The 20262-nt window shown below is 65.2% G+C and carries 16 protein-coding genes; 6 read left to right on the forward strand and 10 right to left on the reverse strand.

All coding sequences use genetic code 11. The features are described 5' to 3' along the window. Positions 1 to 7 precede the first annotated feature (7 nt). From moaA to VIM95_RS22975, 8 genes are all read right to left on the reverse strand, one after another. Positions 8 to 1000: a GTP 3',8-cyclase MoaA gene (gene moaA, locus VIM95_RS22940; RefSeq protein WP_331990403.1), complete on the reverse strand. Its 993-nt coding sequence runs from the start codon at positions 998 to 1000 to the stop codon at positions 8 to 10. Between the two features lie 119 nt (positions 1001 to 1119). After that, positions 1120 to 1872: a uroporphyrinogen-III C-methyltransferase gene (cobA, locus tag VIM95_RS22945; RefSeq protein ID WP_331990405.1), complete on the reverse strand. Its 753-nt coding sequence runs from the start codon at positions 1870 to 1872 to the stop codon at positions 1120 to 1122. 301 nt (positions 1873 to 2173) lie between these two features. Further along, positions 2174 to 4858, reverse strand: coding sequence for a molybdopterin-dependent oxidoreductase (locus tag VIM95_RS22950; protein ID WP_331990407.1), 2685 nt, complete (start codon positions 4856 to 4858; stop codon positions 2174 to 2176). 7 nt (positions 4859 to 4865) lie between these two features. Continuing rightward, positions 4866 to 5192 (reverse strand): nitrite reductase small subunit NirD, encoded by a 327-nt coding sequence (nirD, locus tag VIM95_RS22955; protein WP_331990409.1) that lies wholly within the window; start codon positions 5190 to 5192, stop codon positions 4866 to 4868. 10 nt (positions 5193 to 5202) lie between these two features. Beyond that, positions 5203 to 7635, reverse strand: a complete 2433-nt coding sequence (nirB, locus tag VIM95_RS22960; protein WP_331990411.1) for a nitrite reductase large subunit NirB — start codon at positions 7633 to 7635, stop codon at positions 5203 to 5205. Between the two features lie 21 nt (positions 7636 to 7656). Next, positions 7657 to 8859 carry a nitrate/nitrite transporter gene (locus tag VIM95_RS22965; RefSeq protein ID WP_331990413.1) on the reverse strand — a complete coding sequence of 401 codons (1203 nt, stop codon included), beginning with the start codon at positions 8857 to 8859 and terminating at the stop codon, positions 7657 to 7659. Positions 8860 to 9179: 320 nt separating this feature from the next. Further along, positions 9180 to 10340, reverse strand: coding sequence for a CmpA/NrtA family ABC transporter substrate-binding protein (locus VIM95_RS22970; protein WP_331990415.1), 1161 nt, complete (start codon positions 10338 to 10340; stop codon positions 9180 to 9182). A gap of 13 nt (positions 10341 to 10353) precedes the next feature. Beyond that, positions 10354 to 10929, reverse strand: coding sequence for an ANTAR domain-containing response regulator (locus tag VIM95_RS22975; RefSeq protein WP_331990417.1), 576 nt, complete (start codon positions 10927 to 10929; stop codon positions 10354 to 10356). Between the two features lie 235 nt (positions 10930 to 11164). On the opposite strand from VIM95_RS22975, the gene VIM95_RS22980 reads away from it, so the two are divergent. The 6 genes from VIM95_RS22980 to VIM95_RS23005 all read left to right on the forward strand — a co-directional run bounded on the left by VIM95_RS22980 (position 11165) and on the right by VIM95_RS23005 (position 17610). After that, positions 11165 to 11656 carry a protein-disulfide reductase DsbD N-terminal domain-containing protein gene (locus tag VIM95_RS22980; protein ID WP_331990419.1) on the forward strand — a complete coding sequence of 164 codons (492 nt, stop codon included), beginning with the start codon at positions 11165 to 11167 and terminating at the stop codon, positions 11654 to 11656. A gap of 13 nt (positions 11657 to 11669) precedes the next feature. After that, positions 11670 to 12641 carry a 2-hydroxyacid dehydrogenase gene (locus VIM95_RS22985; RefSeq protein ID WP_331990421.1) on the forward strand — a complete coding sequence of 324 codons (972 nt, stop codon included), beginning with the start codon at positions 11670 to 11672 and terminating at the stop codon, positions 12639 to 12641. 121 nt (positions 12642 to 12762) lie between these two features. Then, positions 12763 to 13227 carry a MarR family transcriptional regulator gene (locus VIM95_RS22990; RefSeq protein WP_331990423.1) on the forward strand — a complete coding sequence of 155 codons (465 nt, stop codon included), beginning with the start codon at positions 12763 to 12765 and terminating at the stop codon, positions 13225 to 13227. Between the two features lie 79 nt (positions 13228 to 13306). Then, entirely contained in the window at positions 13307 to 14758 is a 1452-nt protein-coding gene (locus tag VIM95_RS22995) for an efflux transporter outer membrane subunit (protein ID WP_331990425.1), read from the forward strand. A 38-nt stretch (positions 14759 to 14796) separates the two neighbouring features. After that, entirely contained in the window at positions 14797 to 15963 is a 1167-nt protein-coding gene (locus VIM95_RS23000; protein ID WP_331990427.1) for an HlyD family efflux transporter periplasmic adaptor subunit, read from the forward strand. A gap of 93 nt (positions 15964 to 16056) precedes the next feature. Beyond that, entirely contained in the window at positions 16057 to 17610 is a 1554-nt protein-coding gene (locus VIM95_RS23005) for a DHA2 family efflux MFS transporter permease subunit (protein WP_331990429.1), read from the forward strand. Positions 17611 to 17692: 82 nt separating this feature from the next. Here VIM95_RS23005 and VIM95_RS23010 read toward each other — a convergent pair whose 3' ends face one another. Beyond that, entirely contained in the window at positions 17693 to 18070 is a 378-nt protein-coding gene (locus tag VIM95_RS23010) for a response regulator (protein ID WP_331990431.1), read from the reverse strand. Between the two features lie 127 nt (positions 18071 to 18197). Beyond that, on the reverse strand, positions 18198 to 20075 hold the full coding sequence (pepF, locus tag VIM95_RS23015) for an oligoendopeptidase F (RefSeq protein WP_331990433.1): 1878 nt from the start codon (positions 20073 to 20075) through the stop codon (positions 18198 to 18200). Positions 20076 to 20262 lie beyond the last annotated feature (187 nt).

Genomic DNA, 20262 nt, shown 5'->3' on the forward strand with positions numbered 1-20262 from the left:
GCAAGGATCAACCGCCGGTGAGGGACATGAAGCGGACGATTTTTTCCGGTTGCTCGACAAAGGTATGGCGCTCGGGTTTGAGCTCGATGGCGTCGCGCAGCGCGGCGATCAGGGTGGCATCGTCGGCGCCGCCACGTAGCATAGGGCGCAGCTCCAGCTTTTCTTCCTGGCCCAGGCAGAGGTAGAGCGTGCCATCGACCGACAGGCGGACCCGGTTGCAGGTGGCGCAGAAATGCTGGCTGATGGGGGTGATGAAACCGATCTGGCCACGGCCGTCGGCCGTGCTCCAGTAGCGCGCCGGGCCGCCGTCCAGCTCCAGGGCCTGCGGGCGCAGGTCGAAGCGTGCAGCCAGTTGTTCGCGGATGGGGCCAAGGTCCAGGTAGTCGGTATTGCGGCCGGTCTCGCCCATGGGCATGGCTTCGATCAGGCGCAGGGTGTAGCCGCGGGCGAGGCAGAATTCGGCCATGGGCAGGATGTCGGCCTCATTCACGCCGCGCATGGCCACCATATTGATCTTGATGCGCTGAAAGCCCGCCTTGTCGGCCGCATCCAGCCCCGCCAGCACGCTGGGCAGGCTGTCGCGGCCGCTGATCTGGGCGACCCGTTCGGCCGAGAGGCTATCGAGGCTGATATTGAGCCGGTTTACGCCCGCGGACCGCAGGGCAGCAGCATGGTGGGCCAGTTGGGTGGCGTTGGTCGATAGCGAGAGGTCCGCGAGGCCGGGCAGGGCCGAGAGGCGCCGCGCCAGGTCGGGCAGATTGCGGCGTAGCAGGGGTTCGCCGCCGGTCAGCCGGACACGGCTGACACCCAACTGGGCGAAAAGGCCGACCACCCGTTCGATCTCGTCGAAAGTCAGCCAATGGGCCGGTTCCTCGAAGCCCTTGAAGCCCTTGGGGATGCAATAGCTGCAACGCAGGTCGCACCGATCCGTCACCGACAGGCGCAGATAGGTGATGCGGCGCTGGAAGCGATCGATCAGCGGATGAAAAAGGGCGCTCATGGTCTGCCGTCTAGATCGGGTCGGTATTGATCCAAATCAAGTTTGCCGTAGCACACCAGTATAGTCGCTAGGGGTTCGCCACAGTAGTGCATGCTGCTCGCCCCTTGCCAGGCCGCCTATCAGGCGGCCTGGGCGATGCCGGCGGCCGCGGGGGACAGGTTTTGCGCCTCTGCCACGGCATCGCCCACCAGGATGATGGCTGGGCTGGTGAGACCTGCCTGCCGGGCCTGCGTCGACAGATGGTCCAGCCGGCTCAGCAACCGGCGCTCCTGCGGTGTGCTGGCCCATTGCACCACGGCGGTCGGGGTGTGGGCCGGCAGGCTTCGCAATAGGCCGGTGCAGATCTGTTCGATGCGCGCCATGCCCATATAGATCACCAGGGTGGTGCCGGTGGCGGCCAGTGCCTGCCAGTCTGGTTCGCTACCATCCTGGGCGTGGGCGGTGACAAAGGTCACGCCTTGGCAATGGTCGCGATGGGTCAGCGACATAGCCAGGCTGGCGGCCGCGGCGAGACCGGCGCTGATGCCGTTGACGATCTCGACCGCTACCCCCGCCGCCTGCAGGTAACGGATCTCTTCACCGGCGCGGCCAAACAGCAGTACCTCGCCGCCTTTGACCCGCACCACCCGCTTGCCTTGCAGGGCGTAGCGGCGCATCAGCCGCTGGATGAAGTCCTGCGGGGTGGACTTGCAGCCACCACGCTTGCCGACGCGGATAACCTGTGCCTGCGGCGCCAGGCTGGTGATCTCGGCATTGACCAGGTCATCCAAGAGCAGGATCTCGGCCGCTGCAAGTGCGCGCACCGCCTTGAGGGTCAACAGCTCCAGATCACCAGGGCCGGCGCCGAGCAGGGTCACTTTGCCTTTCTCCATCGTGTTCTCCTTGTGTTCCATACCTAAGGCATCTCTACAAAGGTCCACTGTCTCGCGTCAGCGAGGTTCCACCCTCGCAAGGAGGACGCCGTGGTTGTAAGCCCCTGAAGGGGCAACAGCCACGCAGTCGCGGCGGCGAGGGCGGGGGAGTGGAATTGATCAGCGAGTACTGTCTGATTTGCTGTGGTCTAAAGCGCCCGGGTGAGCGAAGTCGTTGCCACCTACCTAGGTAGGTGGCTTACTACTTCGGCCTCCTCCTTGCGGGGATATCCTGGGCGGAGCTTTGCTAGCTTGAGCCTCATCACGCTGCGACCGGCGTTACGCAAAGTCGCTTGATCTCGGGCACGCAAGAGCCGCAGACGGTGCCGCAGCCCAGCGTGGTCTTCAGCTCATCAAGGCTGGCGCCTTGCTCGCTCATGCGGCGGATCTGCGATTCCTTGACCTGCTGGCAGTTGCAGATCACCCGGTCGCGAGGACCAGCATCGGCCTGGCGCGGAGCAAAGACAGTCAGGCGTGGCCCCTGCCAGGGGGCGCCTTCGATCAGATTGGCCAGCAGCCCTTCGCTGCCTTGCGTCTCACCGGCAAAGACGAAGCCACGCAATGTTCCGTCCTGCCAGGCGGCTCGCTTGACCACGCCACGCCGGGCGTCGCGGTACTCCAGCACGTCCGGCCCCGGCTGCAGGGCGAGCTTGTCGAACAGCAGCGTCAGCCAGCCCTCCATGGCGGTCTCGGCCGCTGCCCGCAGCACCAGCACATCGCGCCCTTGCAGGCTCAAGGCGGCGTAGCCACAGGCCTGCAGCAGCGGTTGCAGCTCGGCCTGCAAGGCTTGCAGGTTCCTGCTGCGGCAGGCGATCACGGCGCGCCAGGGCAGTACGGCAGGCTCAACACGCACGGCAGCGTGCTTGAGTTCAGGCTGGAAGGAGCGGGCATCGACCTTGCCGATGCTGGCCTCGTTGATCCCGCCGGAATTGAGGAACTGGCCGTTCCAATGCATGGCGGCAAAGACGCTGCCGCTGGGGACTTCGTCCGAGATCGCCAAGGGCAGGACCAGGCTGCCGCGCTTGCTGGCCACGGTCATCAGCTGGCCGGCCTGATAACCGCGCCGCTCGGCATCCTGCGGGTGCATGGTGATGCTGGGCTCGGCCGTGTGGGCAAACAGCTGCGGCAGGCGGCCGGTGCGGCTCATGCCATGCCACTGGTCACGCAGCCGGCCGGTCAGGAGATGGAAGGGGTAGCGCGCGTTGGTGGGCTCGGCCAGGGGTTTGTAGGCGGTGGCATGAAAGATGGCACGGCCATGCACAGTGGCGAACTGACCGTAGGCGTAGCGGCGTGCCTGGCCCAGTTGCTGGTCTTCGGGCAGCGGCCATTGCTGCGGGCCACGTTGCTCCAGCAGCTCGTAAGAGAGTCCGCCGATATCGAGGTCGCGCCCCACGGTCAGCTGCCGGTGCTCGTTGAAGATGGTTTCGGGGCTGTCGTAGGGAAAGAGGCTGGGTGCACCCGGCCGCAGCAGGGCTTCCAGCTTGCGACCCAACTCGGTGGCGATCCACCAGTCGTGACGGGCCTCGCCCGGCGGGGCGATGGCAGCGCGTACGCGCGAGATGCGGCGCTCGGAATTGGTGACCGTGCCGTGCTTTTCACCCCAGCTGCTGGCCGGCAGCAGTATGTCGGCGTAGGGCACGGTATCGGTCTGGCTGAAGGCCTCCTGCACCACCACCAGCTCGGCCTGGGCCAGTGCTTCGCGCACGGGACCGAGGTCGGGCATGGAGTGGGCCGGGTTGGTGCAGGCGATATAGACCGCCTTGACCTGGCCGTTCAAGAGGGCATCGAACAGTGCCACTGCCGGTAGACCGGGTATGGCAGAGAGCTGCTCTACGCCCCACAAGGCAGCAACTTCGGCGCGATGCACGGGGTTCTGGATATCGCGGTGGGCGGCCAGCATGGTGGCCATGCCGCCGACCTCACGGCCGCCCATGGCGTTGGGCTGGCCGGTCAGCGAGAAGGGCCCGGCACCGGCCTTGCCGATCTGGCCGGTGGCCAGGTGCAGATTGATCAGCGCCAGGTTCTTGTCGGTACCATGGGCCGACTGGTTGAGGCCCATGCAGTAGAGCGAGAGCGAGGCCGGGCTGCGACCGAACCACTCGGCTGCGGTGATCAGGTCGGCGACGGGGATGCCGCACAGTTCGGCGGCCATGCGCGGGGTGTAGTCGCGCAAGAGTTGCTTGAGGGCCTGGAAGTCCTGAGTGTGCTCGTCGATAAAGCGGCTGTCGATCAGGCCTTCCCAGATCAGGTGGTGCAGCATGCCGTTGAACAGCGCCACATCAGTCCCGGGCTGGATCTGCAGGTGCAGGTCGGCCATGGCGGCGGTGTCGGTCCGGCGCGGGTCGACCACGATCCACTTCACATTGCTGCGGGTTGCCTTGGCCGTTTCCAGCCGGCGGAACAGCACCGGGTGGGCGTAGGCCATATTGCTGCCGACGAACAGCACGCATTCGGCGAGGTCCAGATCCTCGTAGCAGGTGGGTGGGCCATCGGCACCCAGCGCCAGCTTGTAGGCCGTTACCGCGCTCGACATGCAAAGCCGCGAGTTGGTGTCGATATTGTTGGTGCCGATCAGGCCCTTGGCCAGCTTGTTGAAGACGTAGTAATCCTCGGTCAAGAGCTGGCCGGAGACATAGAAGGCCACCGCATCCGGGCCATGCCGGCGGATGATGTCGGCAAAGCGCTCGGCCACGGTATCGAGCGCGCCGTCCCAATCCACCGGCTGGCGCGGCGCGTCGCGGGTGAGGCGCATCTCGGGTTGCAGCACCCGGCCGGTGTGGCTGGCGGCGGTCAGCGGCAGGGTCATGCCCTTGGTGCAGAGCCGGCCGAAGTTGGCCGGGTGCGCAGGGTCGCCCTGCACGCCGGTAATGCGGCCATTCTCGCTCTCGATCAGCACGCCACAGCCAACGCCGCAGTAACAACAGGTGGAAGCGGTCACCGTCTTCATGGTGGTCTCAGTCCAGGCTCAGAAACACGTCGCCGTTCTCGACCTTGACCGGAAAGCGCCGCGCGCAGCCCACGTCGGGGGCGCGAGCCTCGCCGGTACCGAGGTCGATATGCCAGCTATGCAGGGGGCAGGTCACGCTCTCGCCATGAACGATTCCTTGCGACAGCGGACCACCCTTGTGCGGGCAATGGTCGAGCAGGGCGAAGACGGTATCGGTGGCCGAGCGGAACACGGCGATATTGCCGCTGCTGCGCTCCACCACGCGGCTGCCCAGGCGGGGGATGTCCTCGACGGTGCAGATGCGGACCCAGGGTTGCGGTACGGGCATGTTCATCGTGTCTTCCTCAGGCAATGACTTTGAGCGGGATGTATTCATGCTTCTGTGCGCCGGCGATGCGGGCGGCCCAGGGGTCGGGCAGGCCTTCGAGCGAGTACAGCAGCCGTTCGTACAGTGCCTTGCGGTTGGCGGCGTCCTCCACGACCTTGGCCTTGACGTAGTCGAGCCCGACCCGGCCGATGTAGTGCACGGTGCGGTCCAGGTAATAGGCCTCCTCGCGGTAGAGCTGCAGGAAGGCGCCGCTGTATTCCTTCACCTCTTCGGCGGTCTTTACCTTGGCAAAGAACTGGGCAACCTCGGTCTTGATGCCGCCGTTGCCGCCGACATAGAGCTCCCAGCCACTGTCGACCGCGATTACGCCTACGTCCTTGATGCCGGCTTCGGCACAGTTGCGCGGACAGCCCGAGACCGCCAGCTTGACCTTGTGGGGCGACCACATATTGGCCAGCATGGTCTCGAGGTCTATGCCCATCTGGGTGCTGTTCTGGGTGCCGAATCGGCAGAACTCGCTGCCCACGCAGGTCTTCACGGTACGGATGGATTTGCCATAGGCATGGCCGGAATTCATGCCCAGGTCGCGCCAGACGTCGACCAGGTCTTCCTTCTTCACGCCCAAGAGGTCGATACGCTGGCCGCCGGTGACCTTGACCATGGGCACCTGGTATTTGTCGGCCACGTCGGCAATACGGCGCAGTTCGCTGGCATTGGTCACACCGCCCTTCATCTGTGGGATGACCGAGAAGGTGCCGTCCTTCTGGATATTGGCGTGCACCCGTTCGTTGACGAAGCGGCTTTGCGGGTCATCCACCGCCTCATGCGGCCAGGTCGAGAGCAGGTAGTAGTTGATCGCCGGCCGGCAGGTTGCGCAGCCGTTGGGGGTACGCCATTCCAGGAAGTCGTAGACGGCGGCGTGACTGAGCAACTTGTGCTCGCGTATGGCCTTGCGTGCGTCGGCGTGGCTGCGGTCGGTGCAGCCGCAGACTGCTTTTGTTTTGGGCGACTCCTGAAAGCTCGAGCCCAGGGTGTTCATCAGCACCTGTTCCACGAGGCCGGTGCAGGAGCCGCACGAGCTGGCAGCCTTGGTGTGCTTCTTGACGTCGTCGACGGTGAAGAGGCCCTTTTCCTTGATGGCCTTGACGATGGTGCCCTTGCACACGCCATTGCAGCCGCAGACCTCGTCGCTGTCCTGCATGGCGGCAGCGCGGCTCTGGCCCTGCACGCCCACATCGCCGATGGCGGACTCGCCGAACATGAGGTGGTCGCGCAGATCGTTGACCTTGCGACCCTCACGCAAGAGCTTGAAGTACCAGGCGCCATCGGCGGTATCGCCATAGAGGCAGGCGCCGACCAGCTTCTCGTCCTTGATCACCAGCTTCTTGTAGACGCCACCCGCGGGGTCGGAGAGCACGATCTCCTCGGTGCCATCGCCACCCATGAAGTCGCCCGCGCTGAATAGGTCGATGCCGGTGACCTTGAGCTTGGTCGAGAGTACCGAGCCCTTGTACTGGCCGATACCGAAGTGGGCCAGATGGTTGGCGCAGACCTTGGCCTGCTCGAACAGGGGGGCCACCAGGCCATAAGCCACGCCGCGGTGGCTGACGCACTCGCCCACGGCATAGATGCGCGGGTCATAGGTCTGCAGGGCGTCGCTGACCACGATGCCGCGGTTGCAATAGAGACCGGCCGACTCTGCCAGTGCGGTATTGGGGCGGATACCCACCGCCATGACCACGAGGTCGGCGGGGATGCTTTCGCCGTTCTTGAAGCGGATGGCACAGGCATCCCCGAGCTCGTTACCGACGATCTCGGCAGTCTGGTAGCCCAGCAGGAAGTTGAGCCCGCGCTCCTCCAGCGATTGCTGCAGCAGCTTGCCCGCGGTCTGGTCTAGCTGGCGCTCCAGCAACCAGTCGCCGAGGTGGACCACGGTCACTTCCATGCCGCGCAGCTTGAGACCATTGGCGGCCTCCAGGCCCAGGAGGCCACCACCGATCACCACCGCGTGGCGCTTGACCTTGGCGGCTTCGATCATGGCCTCGGTATCGTAGATATCGCGGTAGCTGATCACCCCGCTCAACTCCTTGCCTGGTACCGGCAGGATAAAGGGGGTGGAGCCGGTGGCCAGCAGCAGGCGGTCATAGGGTTCGACCGTGCCGTCGGCGGCGACCACCTCGCGCCGAACACGGTCGATACGGGTCACCGTCTTGCCCAGGTGCAGGCGGATGCCGTGCTCTTCGTACCAATCCAGCGGGTTGAGGATGATGTCTTCGAAGGCCTGCTCGCCGGCCAGTACCGGCGAGAGCAGGATGCGGTTGTAGTTGGGGTGCGGCTCCGCGCCAAAGACAGTGATCTCGTAGTGTTCAGGCGCGAGGATCAGCAGCTCTTCCAGCGTGCGGACGCCTGCCATGCCGTTGCCCACTACCACCAAACGGGATTTCTTCATTGCTGTGCTTCCTATCTATGGTCAGACGCGAACAACGGCGGCGGTCCAGCTGCTGCGCCAGCGTTGCTTGACGCTGCTGAGGCTGACCCAGGCCAGCGCAGTGAGGCAGGCGAACAGCCACAGGCCGGCGGCGTAGTCCCCGGTGGCTTGCTTGATGGCGCCCAGGCTTGCGGCCAGGGCGAAGCCGCCCACCCCGCCGGCCATGCCGATCAGGCCGGTCATGACGCCGATCTCGGCGCCAAAGCGCTGCGGTACCAGCTGGAATACGGCGCCATTGCCGGCACCCAGGCACAGCATGGCGGCGACGAAGAGCAGGATCTCGACGACCGGGCCGGCGGGGCTGAAGCCTGCCAGACCGATCAACAGGGTGACGGCGGCATAGACCGCCAGCAGGGTGCGGGTGCCACCGACCTTGTCGGCCAGTACGCCGCCGATGGGGCGCATGACCGAGCCGGCCATCACGCAGGCAGCCGTGGCCCAGCCGGCCAGTTTGGGGTCGAAGCCGAACTGGTCGTGGAAGAAGCCGGGCAGGGCGCTGGCAAAGCCGGAGAAACCACCAAAGGTCAGTGCGTAGAAGAACATGAACCACCAGGCATCGCGGCTGCCCAGCATGCGGCCATAGTCGGCCCAATGCTTGTGCTTGAACTCGCCGGGGGCGTCCTTGGCCAGCTTCCAGTACACCAGCAGTACCAGCAAGAGCGGTAGCACGGCCAGGCCGAACACGTTCTGCCAGCCGAAGGCTGCCGCCAGGACCGGGGCGAACAGGGCGGCCAGCACGGTGCCGGAGTTGCCGGCGCCAGCGATGCCCATGGCCGTGCCCTGGTGCTGCGGCGGGTACCAGCGCGAGGCCAGCGGCAGGGCCACTGCGAAGGAGGCACCTGCCACGCCGAGGAAGGCACCCAGCAGCAGGGCCTGCTCGAAGCTGTGCACGCCGATCTGCCAGGCGCCGGCCAGGGCCAGGATGACGATGATCTGACCCAGGAGGCCGGCGCGCTTGGCACCGATGCGATCGGACAGCATGCCCATGAAGAGCCGCAGGATGGCACCGGCCAGAATGGGGGTGGCGACCATCAGGCCGCGTTGCTGGGTGCCGAGGCTCAGTGCCGCAGCCATCTGCACCTGCAGTGGGCCGAGCAGGTACCAGACCATGAAGCTCAGGTCGAAGTAGAGGAAAGCCGAGAACAGCGTGGGGGTGTGACCAGAGCGCCAGAACGAACGATCCATTGCTTACTCTCCTAGTGTCGCAGCCATGGGGTTCGCGGTGGGCGCGAACCCCAAAACAAAAACGGCGTCCTCTCGCAACCCTTGCAGGTTGGAGGGGACGCCGTTGTCCTTGGGGAAGCACCGCCGCCGTTGACGGGTTTCCTGATATTCAGCGGGCCATGCACCTTTGCACTGCCCGAGGCTTACATAGCATGGGGCGTGCCAGCAGCAGATCTGTCCGCAAGACGGCCTGCAGACTGGATGGGTTGGATCCGGCAGGAATATATTTGTGCACTGCATCAGTGCGTAACGGCCAAGCCTTGCACTGCGATAGCGCAGAACTAGGCGTGCAGGGGGAAGCTGGCGGCGTAGCCCAGTGGATCGCTACCGTCCCAGACTTGGCCGTCCATGAGTACGCTACGGCGGCTGGTACTGGCTGGCAGGTTGATACCCAGCAGGCTGGCGGCTTCGGCATAGCGTGCAGTCTGGTTTACCGCGCTGGTGATGGCCTTCAGGTCGGTCTCGCCGGGCAGCATGCCCCAGCGGCGATACTGGCTGAGGAACCACAGGCCATCGGACAGATAGGGGTAGTTGACCTCGCCCTCGGCATGGAAGCGTACCGGTAACGGTGCCTGGCGCAGCGGCGCACTGCCGTAGTCGCCCAAGAGGCGGCTGGCGATCAGAGCTTCCGGCAGGTCGAGATAGTCCGGGCTGGCCAGCCAGGTCGCGGCCTGGCGGCGGTGGCTGCTTTCCTCCAGCCAGCGGCAGGCTGCCAAGAGGGTGGCGGTCAGGGCGCGTGCGGTATTGGGGTAGAGCGCCGCGAAGTCGGCGCGGCAGGCCAGCACCTTCTCGGGGTGGTCAGGCCAGATCTCGCTGCTGCTGGCTACCGTGCGGCCGGCGTGCATGGCTTCGGCCACGGCGTGCCAGGGCTCGCCGGCACAATAGCCGTCCAACTCGCCCCGCTGCAGCGCGGCCGCCATCTGCGGCGGTGGGATCACCACGCTGCGCACGTCGCGCAACGGGTGTACGCCCTGCGCCGCCAGCCAGTAATAGAGCCACATGGCGTGCGTGCCGGTGGGGAAGGTCTGGGCAAAGGTGGCGGGTTCATCGCGCGCCGAGAGGCTGGTGGCCAGTGATTCGCCATGGCCCAGCGCCTGTGCCAGCCGGTTGGATACGGTGATGGCCTGACCATTGCGGTTCAAGGTCATCAGCACCGCCATATCGGCCTGCGGGCCGCCCAGGCCCAGTTGCACACCGTAGACCAGGCCGTAGAGCGCCTGGGCGGCATCCAGCTCGCCGCTCAGGAGCTTGTCACGCACGGCCGCCCAGGAGGGCTGGCGCAGGAGTTCCAGCTCCAGCCCGTAGGGGCGGCCCAGCTCCAGAAGCTTGGCGGCGATCAATGGGGCGCAGTCATTGAGTGGCACGAAGCCCAGCCGCAGCTTGGTTTTTTCCGGTGCGTCGGAGCCGGCGAGATAAGCGGAAGGGCTGGGGGTATTCGGCATGGTGGTGCTCCGGCTAACCCAGAAGGTCGGCCATGGCGATGATCTGGCGGGCGACGTCGGCGAGGCGGCTGCCCTGCTTCATGGCCTGGTTGCGCAGGGTCTCGTAGGCTTGCGCCTCGCTCATGCTGCGCTTGTCCATCAACACGCCCTTGGCACGGTCGATCAGCTTGCGGTCGGCCAGTTGCTGCTCCACCTCGGCCAGCCGGCTGCGCAGCCGGGTTTCCTCGGCAAAGCGGGCCAGTGCGACCTCGATGACCGGTGCCAGGCGCTCGGCCGAGAGGCCGTCGACCACGTAGGCGGTGACCCCGGCACCGACGGCGGCACGGATCAGCTGTTGGTCGGCGTCGTGGGTGAACATGACCACTGGCCGCGGTGCGGCGCTGCTCATGACGGCCAGTTGTTCCAGGGTGTCGCGCGAGGGCGATTCGGTATCGATGATCACCACGTCCGGCCGCTCGCCTTCCACGACCTTCAGCAGGGCGTGGGGCGTGGCCACCGCGTTCAGCACCTCGTAACCCTGTTGGGCGAGGGCCTGGCGCATTTCGGCGATGGGCTTGTCGGTATCGTTGACCAGCAGGATGCGTAACATGGTTAGACGGGGTGACGATGCCGGCTACAGCAAGCAAGACCCAAGCCATCTGGCCGGTGGTGTGCATCTGCGATGCCGGATGTGCTGTAAAATCAAGCACCTTTTCCGCTGCCGCGCCCTGTTTTGGCGCGCAGACTATATAGTTGCCGGCTTGGGAAACCTGTTCTGCTTTGGTGCATCCAAACGTCCTGTGAGTGGTGTCGCCCCTTGGGGATACCGTGTTGGAGTTTTACGATTGAGCAAGACCACTTTTTCTTTTCGCCAGCTCGGCCTCCTGCTGCTGGCCTTGGCCGGCCTCGGCAGCATCCCGGCGGCGGCCGCCGGCAATGATTGGCTGGGTGAGGTGCTGGCCCGCAAGCCGCACGCCAATGGCGAGCCGCTGCCACCGGAGCAGGCTTTTATGCCGCAGCTGCGGCGGCTGGATGCCAACCGGCTACGGGTGGACTTCCAGATCCAGCCTGGCTACTACCTGTACCGGGAAAAACTGCTGCTGGCGCTCAAGGACACGCCGGGCCTGCGCATCAGCCAGATTGACTACCCGCAGGCCATCAGCAAGTCGGATCCATCGTTCGGTACCACCCAGGTCTACCCGCAACCCTTCAGCGTGACCCTGACCCTGGCTGGTCCCGGCAAGGGTCCGATCACCCTGCTGGCGCGCTACCAGGGCTGCTTCGAGACCCGTGGGGTGTGCTACCCCCCGCAGGCCAGCACGCTGACTGTGAATTGATCGCCTGGCGACCGTGACCCCAGCCGCCGACAAGCCCGACCTGCTCGTGTTGCAAGCCATGGCACCGCCCGAGGTCATGGCGAGTCTGGCGGAGCACTTCCAGTGTCATCTGCTCTACCAAGTGGTACCGGAGAATCGGGCGGCACTGCTCTACCGGCTGGCTCCCTGCCTGCAGTTGGCGGTCACGAGCGCCTCGGTCGGCATGGACGAAGCGCTCTTGGCGCAGTTGCCGGCGCTGCGCATGCTGGCAGTCTATGGGGTGGGGTTGGACCGGGTTCCGCTGGACGCGCTGGCCCGTTTGGGCGTGGCGGTCAGCAATACTCCCGATGTGCTGACTGACGACGTGGCCGACCTGGCCGTGCTGCTGACCCTGGCGGCGGCCCGCCGGCTACCGCAGGTGGATGCCTATGTGAGGGCCGGGCAGTGGGGCCGGCGTGCACCGCTGGCCTTGGGGCGTGGCGTGGGTGGCAAGGTGGCCGGTATCTACGGCTTTGGCCGTATCGGTCAGGCGGTGGCACACCGTATGACCGCTTTGGGCATGCGGGTCTGCTACCACCAGCCCCGGCGGCGCGCCGAGGTGAGCCTGCCGTATTACGACAGCCTGCTGGCGCTGGCCGAGGCCAGCGACTACCTGCTGGTCTGTGCGCCGGGGCGGCCGGAGACCCGCCACGCGGTCAATGCGGAAGTGCTGGCTGCGCTGGGGCGGGAAGGCACATTGGTCAACGTGGCCCGTGGCAGCGTTGTCGATGAAGCCGCCTTGCTGGCTGCCCTGCAGCAAGGCCGCCTGGGCGCCGCCGCGCTTGATGTATTCGAGGACGAACCGCACCCGTTGGCGGCACTGCTGGCGCAGCCCAATGTGGTACTGACTCCGCATATCGGCAGCATGACGCTGGAAACCCGCAGCGCCATGGGCCGCCTGGTGCTGGACAACCTGCTGGCCTATATCGGCGGCCGCCCTTTGCTCACCCCCGTCTCGCCTGACTGACACCGCTTCAAGATACTTAGTGCAGTAACCGTTTGTCAGCTTGCTGAACTAATTACTGTCATGGCAGCCATTTTGCGTATAATGCTGCCTAAGCAGTAACTGTATGTCGTGGAGTCTTCCCATGAAACCGACCTTCTATAGCGCCGACAGCTACGTGATCGGGGATAGCATCGGCTTTTTGATCGGCCAGGCGCAGCTACGCCTGCACGATGCGCTCAATGCAGAACTGGCACCGACCGGCATCAGCTGGCCACAGTGGAAAGTACTGATGCACGTCTATTACAAGCGTGCTGAAACCGCGGCCGACTTGTCCCGCTGTACCGCGAACGATACAGGCTCGATGACCCGCATGGTGGACAGGTTGGAGGAAAAAGGCTTTCTGCGCCGGGTGCGTAGCGAAGCGGACCGTCGCCAGGTCAAGCTGGAGCTGACCGATGCCGGCCGTGCGCTGATGCCAACCATGGTGCAGGCGGTGGTGGATGTGTTGAACAACCAGCTGGAAGGCTTCGATCAGGCGGAACTCGACCTGTTCAAATCCTTTCTGCGGCGCATGGTGGCCAACGCCGATGCGCGCAAGGCCGAATAATTTTTTTGTCTTAATTGCTGCTTAGGCAGTAGGTGTTTAAGCAGTATCTGATCAAGCATAGCGCCTAGGAGTCTGCACCATGCGTTCCCCATCTCTTACCTTATCCCTGCTGGCGGCGCTGGTACTCAGCGCCTGCGCCAGCATGGGCAACAGCACGACCCACGGCAAGCCGCTCTCTGGCGAAAATCTGGCCGGTGGCCAGACCCTGGCGACCAGCCAGCAGGCACGTTGGCCGCAGAGCCAGTGGTGGACCGCACTGGGCGATGGTCAGCTTGACCGCCTGGTGGACGAGGCCATGGCCGCATCCCCCAGCCTAGCAGCAGCGCAGGCACGGATTGAGCGCGCCAGCGCCCTGGCCGGCGTGGCAGATGCCAACTCCGGGCCGCAACTGAGCCTGGGGGCCGAGGTCACCCGCCAGCGCTTCAGCGAGAACTATATGCAGCCCGCGCCGCTGGCCGGCAGTGTGCGTAACACCGGCCGTCTGGCGCTCGATGGCAGCTATGAGCTGGACTTCTTCGGCAAGCACAAGTCTGAGCTCGATGCCGCATTGAGCCGTGGCCGTGCCGCCGAATACGAAGCCCAGGCAGTCAGGCTGGCGCTGGCCGCCAACCTGACCCGCGCCTGGGTGCTGCTGGACCGTGAATACGCCAGTCAGGACCTCCTGGCCGCCACGCTCAAGCAGCGCGAGCGGGTGGCTGAGCTGAGTGCCTTGCGCAGCAAGGCTGGCCTCGATTCGGTCAGCGACAGCAAGGTCGCGACCGCCGGGGTGGCGACCATACGCCAGGAGATCGAGGCCAGCCGCGAGCGCCTGGCACTCCTGCGCAACCAGATTGCGGCCTTGGTCGGTGCCGGCCCTGAGCGCGGCGAGAAGCTGGGCCGTCCGCAACTGGCTGCCAATGCCGCCATGGGCCTGCCGGGCAGCCTGCCGGCCGAGCTGGTGGCGCGCCGCCCGGATATTGCCGCCCAGCAGGCCCGTCTGGATGCTTCGCTACGTGACATCGATTACGCCAAGACCTTGTTCTACCCCAACATCAACCTGGTGGGTTTCCTGGGCTTCCAGGCACTGGGCCTCGACAACGTGCTCGAGGGTGGCAGCCGCATTGCCGGCGTTGGCCCTGCGCTACGCCTGCCCATCTTTGACGGTGGCCGGTTGCGCTCCAACCTGCGGGTGAGCCAGACCGACTTTGACAGCGCGGTCGCGCAGTACAACGCCCTGGTGGTCGATGCCTTCCGCGAGGTGGCCGATGCCGCCACCAGCCAGCAGGCCATCGTGCGCCAGCAGCAGGAACAGAAGCTGGCCGAGGCCGACCTGCGTGACGCCTACCAGATCGCCGAAGTGCGCTACGCCAAGGGCATAGGCAATCAGCTGGCTGTGCTGGTGGTGGAAGACCGCCTGCTGAGCCAGCAGCGCAGCGGCGTGGAGCTTGCCGCCCGCAGCCGCTTGGCCTGGGTGGACCTGAATCGCGCCCTGGGTGGCGGCTTCAGCAGCCAGCAAGCCACGACCGCATCGAATACCGCAGCCGCGCACTAAGCGCCAAACCGACAGCATTCACTCTCCGGAGCACCGACATGACCACCCCCACTACCACCCCGGTTCAAGAGCAGTCCAACGGCAAGCGCAAGCCCCTGATGCTGGCGGTCGCCGGCATCTTTGCGACTGGTGCCGTTGCCTACGGCGTCTACTGGTACAGCCACGGTCGCTACTATGTCGAGACCGACAATGCCTATGTACAGGGCAATGTCGTGCAGGTAACGCCGCAGGCTGCCGGCACCATCATCAGCATCGCCGCGGACGATACCGACTTTGTGCAGGCCGGCCAGCCCCTGGTGGTACTCGATAGCGCCGACTCGCAACTGGCGCTGGAAACCGCCCAGGCCCAGCTTGGCCAGACGGTGCGCGAAGTGCGTACCCTGTTTGCCAACAATGGCAGCCTGCAAGCGGCCGTGACCCTGCGCGAGACCGACCTTGCCAAGGCCCGTGATGACCTGCAGCGCCGCCAGGCCCTGGCCGGTACCGGCGCTGTGGCGGCGGAAGAGATCCAGCACGCCAAGGACGCGGTCAAGGTGGCCGATGCCAACCTGGCTGCTGCCCGTGAGCAGCTGGCGGCCAACAAGGCGCTGATCGACCACACCACGCCCAAGAGCCACCCCAATGTGCAGCGCGCTGCACTCAAGATCAAGGAAGCCCAGCTCACCCTGAGCCGCGCCACCGTGCCGGCACCGGTCAGCGGCTTTATTGCCCGCCGCGCTGCCCAGCCCGGCCAGCGCGTCAATATCGGCGCGCCGCTGATGGCCATCGTGCCGCTGGACCAGCTGTGGGTGGATGCCAACTTCAAGGAAAGCCAGCTCGCCGATATGCGCATTGGCCAGCCGGTGACCCTGCAGGCTGACGTCTATGGCAGCGACGTGGTCTACCACGGCAAGGTCGCCGGCTTTGCCGCCGGTACCGGCGCCGCTTTCTCCTTGCTGCCGGCACAGAACGCCACTGGCAACTGGATCAAGGTGGTGCAGCGCCTGCCGGTACGTATTGCCCTGGACCCCAAGGAAGTGACCGAGCACCCGCTGCGCGTGGGTCTCTCCATGCGTGCGGAAGTCGAGACGCATGACCGCAGCGGCCCGCTGCTGGCAACCGCCAAGCGCGCCACCCCGGTGGCCGAGACCCGCGTCTACGACGGCCTCTTGAAGGCGGCTGACGGCAAGGCGGCCGAGGCGCTGACCAACGAGGCTGGCCAGTAAACCGGGTCGCCGTATTACCCTGAGCCTCCCCGCCCTGGGCGGGGAGGGCGTCCCCTACAGTGATCCGGCCACGGCCGGGTCAGGGAGTTTGCCATGAGTGCTCCACAGAGCCATCCTCCGCTCAAGGGTGCGCAGCTGATCTGGGCGACCGTCGCCCTGTCGCTGGCCACCTTTATGAATGTGCTGGACACGACCATTGCCAACGTGTCCATCCCCTCGATTGCCGGAGACCTGGGTGTTTCGCCCAACCAGGGTACCTGGGTGATCACTTCCTTCGCGGTGGCCAATGCCATTGCCGTGCCGCTGACCGGCTGGCTGACCCAGCGCTTTGGGCAGGTGAAGCTCTTTACCACCTCCATCCTGCTGTTCGTGCTGGCGTCCTTTTTGTGCGGTGCCGCTTCCAGCCTGGAAATGCTGATCGCCTTCCGGGTGCTGCAGGGCCTCGTGGCGGGACCCATGATCCCGCTGTCGCAGGCGCTCTTGCTGTCCAGCTATCCCAAGTCCAAAGGGGGCCTGGCGCTCGCCATGTGGGCCATGACCACGCTGGTGGCGCCGGTCATGGGGCCGATTTTGGGGGGCTGGCTGTCGGACAACCTGTCCTGGCCGTGGATCTTCTATATCAATATCCCGACCGGCCTGTTCGCCGCCTGGCTGACCTGGACACTGCTGCACAAGCGTGAGTCACCCACCCGCAAGCTGCCTATCGACACCGTGGGTCTGGCCCTGTTGGTGATCTGGGTGGCGGCCTTGCAGATCATGCTCGACAAGGGCAAGGAGCTTGACTGGTTCAATTCGGGCGAGATCATCCTGTTGGGCGTGGTGGCGCTGGTCGGCTTTGCCTTCTTCCTGGTATGGGAGCTGACCGAGAAGCACCCCATCGTGGACATCAAGCTCTTTGCACGACCCAACTTCAGCATCGGGGTGATCGCGCTCTCGCTGGGTTACGGGCTGTTCTTCGCCAACGTGGTGCTGATGCCGCTGTGGCTGCAGCAGTACATGGGCTACACCGCCACTTGGGCGGGTCTGGCGACCGCGCCCATCGGGGTGCTGGCCATCCTCATGTCGCCCATGGTGGGCATGAATATCCACCGGGTGGACGTGCGCTACGTGGCAAGCTTCTCGTTCGCGATATTTGCCATCGTGTCCTTTATGCGGGCCGGCTTCAGCACCGATACCGATATGTGGCATATCGTGCTGCCGCAATTGATCCAGGGCGCGGCCATGGCGACCTTCTTCGTGCCGCTGACGGCGCTGACGCTCTCGGGCCTGACGCCGGACCGGGTGCCGGCGGCTTCGGGTCTGGCCAACTTCGTGCGTATCACCTGCGGTGCCTTCGGGGCTTCGGTCTCGACCACCATGTGGGAGAACCGTGCGGCGCACCACCATGCCCGGCTGACCGAGCACATCACCAATTTCGATCCGGCCGCGGGCTCGGCCATCGCCAACCTGCGTAGCCTGGGCATGAGCCAGGACCAGGCGCTGGGAGTGATAGACCGCAGCATCAATGTGCAGGCTTTCACGCTCTCGGCGGCGGACTTCTTCTACCTCTCGGGTTCGCTGTTTGTGGTGCTGATTGTCCTGCTCTGGCTGGCCAAGCCCAGCGGTGGTGGCGGCTCGGCTGCAGCCGATGCGGGCGGTGCGCATTGATCAGAGACCGAGCGCTGCTTGGATGAAGAAACGGATGCCTAGGTGCATCCGTTTTTTTCATTTCCAGCGGCGCGATTTTCGCCTATTTGAGATCCAGACAGTCCAGCGTGTAGCGCAGCTTGCCCAGTTCATTGGTCTTGTCGAGAAAATGGTCGGCGCCGGCCGCCATGCAGGCCTGGCGATAGCGTTCGCCCTCGTTATTGGTCATGACCACGAACACGATCTCGGGGGCCTGGGGGTGGACCGCCTGCAGTACCGAAAGGCCGGTGCCCTGGCGCAGGTTGAGGTCGAGAAAGACGCAGTCCGGATGGCTCTGCAAGATGCCGGCGATCGCCTCGTCGGCGGTTTCGGCCTTGCCCACCAGGCGGGCGCTGGGTAGTTCGCTGAGCATGTCTTCGAGCAGGCACTGGATCACGCGCGAATCGTCGACGATAAAGACGTTGGCGGGGCGGCAGGACATGGTCGGAGCACGGCACCCTTGCAGGCGCTGGCGGTTGCTGCGGGAATTTCATGGTAGACGGGGATGCCGGCATCCCCGTCGTTTTTGGCGTTTTCCAGCCGAACGGCAGCTGGCTGCCGTCAGCGTCTTACTTGCCGGCTTCGATGGCTTCGAGCTGATCCATCAGGTGGTCCATGCGCTTGACCAGGGCGCGGTAGGGCGCCGGGGTAGCCATGTCCAGACCTGCCTGCTTGACGATCAGGTAGGGATCGTTCGAGCCACCTGCCTTGAGCATGTCGAAGTAGCGCTCGCGCAGGGCGGTGTCACCCTTGCCGATGCCTTCGGCAAAGTAGGCGGCTGCGCTGATCGAGGTGGCGTACTGGAAGACATAGAAGTCGTTGTAGAAGTGGGGGATATAGGCCCATTCCACGCCGTACAGCGGGTCAATCTTCACCACGCCCTTGGCGTCGCCGTGGTAGCGCTTGAGCAGGTCAAGGTAGATCGCGGTCAGGCGTTCGCCGGTCAGAGCCTCACCCTTTTCCATGGCTTCGTGGGCGGTCAGTTCGAACTCGGCAAACATGGCCTGGCGGAAGAAAGTGCCGCGCAGGAGCTCCAGCTCCTGGCTCAAGGCAAAGATCTTCTCTTCACGGGTCTTGGCGTTGGCGATCACATAGTCGGCCAGCAGCATCTCGTTGGTGGTCGAGGGGATCTCGGCGATGAAAAGCGCGTAGTCGGCAGTCTCGTAAGGCTGGGCGCGGTTGGCCAGCACGCTGTGCATGGCGTGGCCCCACTCGTGCGCCAGGGTGGAGACGCTGTCGTAGCCACCGTTGAAGCTCATCAGCACGAAGGGGTGCACCTCGTAGGCGGCACCATTCATGTAGGCGCCCGAGCGCTTGCCGCGCTGCGGTGTGGCGTGCATCCAGGCCTCGGCAAAGCCCTTGGCCACGTCCTGGCCATAGGCCTCGCCCAGCGGCTTGATGCCCTGCAGGGTCAGCTGCTCGGCCTCGGCCAGGCTGTACTTGCGCGGCGGTTTGGCCAGCGGCACGTAGACGTCGGAGTAGCGCATCTCCTTCAGGCCCAGCAGCTTCTTGCTGAGGTTGAAGTAGCGGTGCAAGGTGGGCAGGCCGGCATTGGCCTCGGCCACCAGGGTGCGGTAGACAGCGTCCGGGGTGTTGTAGGGGCCGAGGGCTGCGGCCAGCGAGCTCGGGTAGTTGCGGGCCTTGGCATTGAAGACGGTGCCGCGCAGGTTGGCGGCATAGGTCGCGCCTATGGTGCGCTCGTAGGCCTTGAAGACCGGCCAGAAGGTGTCGAACACCTTCTTGCGCACGGCCGGGTCGCGATCGTCACGGTTGGCCACATAGCCTTCCTGGTCCAGCAGCACCTTCTTGCCGCGGATGGTCAGGCTGGGCCAGGGGATGTCGGCATTGGCCAAGAGGCCGTAGATGTTGCCCGGCTGCTGCAGCGGTGCGCTGGCGGCGGCCAGCAGGGCTTCGCCCTTCTGATCCAGGGTGTGGGCGGCCAGACGCAGGGTGTTTTCGAGGTAGTAGCGGTGCTTGGCGAGCTTGGGCTCCTGGGCCAGGAAGGCCGCAATGCGCTCCTTGCCGATGGCGGCGATCTCGGGCGAGAAGTAGGCGGTGGCCTCGCCCAGCTCGTTCTGCAGGTTGCTGGCCAGTTGGTCCTGTGCCTGGTTGGCGGCAACGCGGGTGTCTTCATCGGCATTCAGGCCGGAGTAGACGGCCAGGCGCGCGAGACGCATATGCAGGCTGGACTGTTTGTCGAGCGCGGCCAGCAGGGAAGCGGCGTCGCGGCCCAGAGTGCCCTTGTAGGCGGCCAGGCTTGGCAGTTCGGCGGCGATGGCCTTGCGCTCGGCTTCCCAGGCGGCCTGGTCGGCAAACAGCGCCTTCAGGTTCCAGACGGCGGGCACGCTGTCGGCTGCGGCGGTCTTGGGGGTATTGCTGGCGGTAGCCGCCTGCGCCACGGTGGTGGCGAGCAGGGCGGCGGTCAATGCGGCGAGCGCTCGGCTCATGGGCATTCCCTCGTATGGATGGTTGGATGATCTGGCGCCGGCAGGATCACCCCCGAGCGCGCGGGCATGCTACTGCGGCAACTTGCCTATACAAAAACTGATGCGACGAACTGTAGTTTGGCCGGCTGGATGGTTGAATTTGTCCATACCCTGGCTTGTACATTCGTACCAGTTGAATGGCGTGGCG

The sequence above is a fragment of the Chitinimonas sp. genome (assembly GCF_036568685.1).
Lineage (GTDB): Bacteria > Pseudomonadota > Gammaproteobacteria > Burkholderiales > Chitinimonadaceae > Chitinimonas.